Origin of the sequence: Pedobacter sp. UBA5917 (assembly GCF_002432345.1) — a bacterium.
Lineage (GTDB): Bacteria > Bacteroidota > Bacteroidia > Sphingobacteriales > Sphingobacteriaceae > Pedobacter.
On the sequence record NZ_DJDT01000167.1, the window covers coordinates 1 to 3,237 of the forward strand.

General features: G+C 41.6%; 2 protein-coding genes. One reads left to right on the forward strand and one right to left on the reverse strand.

Annotated elements, in window-relative coordinates; all coding sequences use genetic code 11:
• Positions 1-2,121 (forward strand): pyruvate formate lyase family protein (locus B2V92_RS10590; protein WP_293307643.1); only part of this gene is annotated, 2,121 nt, incomplete at its 5' end.
• A 196-nt stretch (positions 2,122-2,317) separates the two neighbouring features.
• On the opposite strand, the gene B2V92_RS10595 is transcribed toward B2V92_RS10590, so the two are convergent.
• Positions 2,318-2,815: a hypothetical protein gene (locus B2V92_RS10595; protein WP_293307645.1), complete on the reverse strand. Its 498-nt coding sequence runs from the start codon at positions 2,813-2,815 to the stop codon at positions 2,318-2,320.
• Positions 2,816-3,237 lie beyond the last annotated feature (422 nt).

The window sequence follows — 3,237 nt, forward strand, 5'->3', positions numbered from 1 at the left end:
CGCTCTTCTTACCTATCCTTACAGGGCATTACCGAGTATATCCTCAATTACGAAAAATTAGCCAGGGAAACTGCCGCTAAAATGGCCGAAGGACAGGCATGGGAAAAAGCCAACCTCCTTGCCATTGCTGAGCGTATGAAAAAACTGGCTACAGATAAGCCCGAAACTTTTGTAGAAGCCGTACAGTTTATTTTTACCCTACACTCGTGCCTGCATCTAAATGGCGAACCTACAGCCATTGGCCGTATGGATCAGCTATTGGAGCCTTTCTACAAAAAAGGCGATGTTACAGAGGATGAAGCCCAGGAAATTATCGATGCTTTTTATATCAAACTCGATGAAAAAGTGCAGCAGAATCGCATCTTTATGGAAGATCACCAACCTTTTGGTAACCTTGCCATGGGCGGAGCTTCAGGGCCATATCCACAGGGTGCTTCATTGGGGCAGTGGATCCAGCAGATTACCGTAGGTGGAACCGTGGCCGATGGAACCGAAGATTTTGCGAAATCAAAACCCGCTTATAACCATGTAACCAAACTTTTTATCCGTGCTTCGGGTAGGTTGCCTCTAAATGCACCTTGTTTATCGTTGCGTACCCGTAAAGATATCCCGAAAGATATTTTGGAAGAGGCAGCACATGCCATCCTTTCGGGCGGTGCACACCCGATATTGCTTAACGACGAAAAAATTATCGAAGGTTTATACCGCAGTGGCGATGATGTTGGCGGGAACCTTGCCTACGAAACTAAAAAATGGAATTCGGCCGTTAGCATGCAATCAGCACAAAATTATGCCTGCGATGGCTGTTACGAACCACAGTTTCCGGGCGAAAACTGGTTTTCGCTGGGCGGTTTTTCTACATTGCAACCTTTAGAATGTGCCTTAAACCAGGGGCGTACTTATTCTTCGGCAGGGCAATCGTATCTTTTCGGACAAAATGTTTCGCTCAATTCGAAACCGGCCGATCAGATCAAAAGTTTCGATGAACTGGTTAAAATCTATTTCCAGCATTTCGAACTGCTAAACCGCAAGGCTTTTAACGGCCAATTGATGGGCTTTGGTGCCAATACCAAATTCTGTCCTTCGCCGATATTAAATGTATTAATGGACGACTGCCTTGGCCGCGGGCTCGATTTTTACAGCGGTGGTACCAAGTACAACATTTACGGGCCATGCTACATTTCGCTAAGTTCGGCCATTAACTCGTTGTACGCCATTAAAACCATGGTATTTGATGATAAAAATGCGGTAACTACATTGCCCGAACTTTTGGAATGTTTATGCTGCGACTGGGGTTATAAAATGACAGAACCATTTATCAGTACTTTGGCCGGCGAATCGCGTATTACCGGCCGTTCAGATCGTTTTAAACGTTTACGGGACATTGCCCTGAGTTTACCACGTTATGGGCGCGGTCACCACGATATCGATACCTTTGGTAATACCATTGTAGAGGGCATCGCGAGGATTTCTGTAGAAACCTTTACCAAACCACTACCTCAAATGTATAGTGCTTTGCAAAACCTGGCCGCACGTTATGGTACGGAAGAGCATCCTTTCGGGATCCAGATCCAGCCGGGGGTAGGTACTTTCGAAAACCATGTAGAAATGGGGGCATGGAACGGTGCCAGCGCCGATGGACGTAGATTGGGTACTGCAGTAGCTTCCGATTTAAGTTCGGCACCAAGCCCGATGGATTTACCTATCGATCACCAGTATGCAGGTTTCGAAACTTCGCTGGCCGGTTTTGAAGGTAAGGGTACCGATATGATGACCGATGGTGCGCCAACTGATTATAATATCGACGAAAACTACCCTGCCGATAAAATTGTAGCAGTAATGCAGCAATTTGCCCAAGGTCATTCCTCAAATATTTTAACCATTACTGTAGCTAGTCCCGATACTTATGGCCAGGCCGTTGGCTCGCCCGAGCAGTTTGACCTGTTGCGTGTACGTACAGGTGGTTGGTCTAACTTTTTTACCTCAGTATTCCCGCTTACGCAGGATCAGCACCGCAGACGACCGGTTTCTAAACCGGCAGTTGCTGCACCGGTTGCTGCCGAAAAGAGGGAGGGAGATATTAGCAAATGCCCTTTCCATCAGCAAATGGCTGCAAAATAAGAAATAAGAATAAGCCGCCTGTAAGAGATTACGGGCGGTTTTGTATATACAGAATGGTGCTGATGTGAACTTTAATGCGAAAAAGAAAATGCTGAGAGTTTTTCTATGTTGGATTCCGATTTAATCAAACATATCTAAAACCACAAATATATTGATATAGTTATTTATTATCGGTACCAAAACTCTTATTGCCCCTTTATTTTTCGTGAACTTTTTTAAATGTATAAATACTGGGTTTTGCACTTCCAATAATCATACTCGTTGAAACCATCTTCAATGTATCATTGCTTATACTTGAAATAGCGTATCCATTCATCATCCATTCATCATATTTTCTACTATTCGACAAAATAATCGCGGCCTGATATTCAATCAATTTGCCTCCCATCATGTACGAAATGTAATTAATCTTATATTGTTTCGGTAGAAAGTTGTTTTTGGTTGATAAAAAATATTTACTGAAAGAAATAGTGCTGCCATCACCACCAATAAATGCAGTTTTAGCATACTGATTATGGGAAACTAAAACCCATGATCCTGATAGTTCTTTTCTAAGGTCTTTGGAAGCCAAACTGTCTGAAAACATTGAACTTAAGGCAGTCTGGAAATATGCTGCAATTAGGAGAACAAATAAAAAAAGGTAAAAGAACTTTTTGTAGTTACTTTTTAAATTTATATGTTTTTTGTTTGTCATTTCCTTATGATAATAAATTCTGTGATAAGAATCTATTTTAATACACAGCTTAAAAAAGTGAAGCGCTCTCGAAATGTTGTTATTTTTTTCATTGGAGCGTATAAAGTTTTAAATATAGTATATCGGTTTATAAATGGAAAAAATAAAAATATTTTATATGCTATCCATTAGTTTGCCCGCAGATCCTTCGACTACGCTCAGGATGACAATCTGGATTGAAAATTAATATAAACTTGCCAACTGCAGGTATAAGGCAATCTACTCGTTAGTCGGGATTTGTAATCCCGTCTGTTGAGTTAAGAATTTTTAATCCTTAATACTAGATTTTGCCCCACAGATGCTTCTATTGAGCCAAGGATTTTTAATCCTTAATAATATATTTTGTCCCGCAGATCCTTCGACTACGCTCAGGATGACAACGT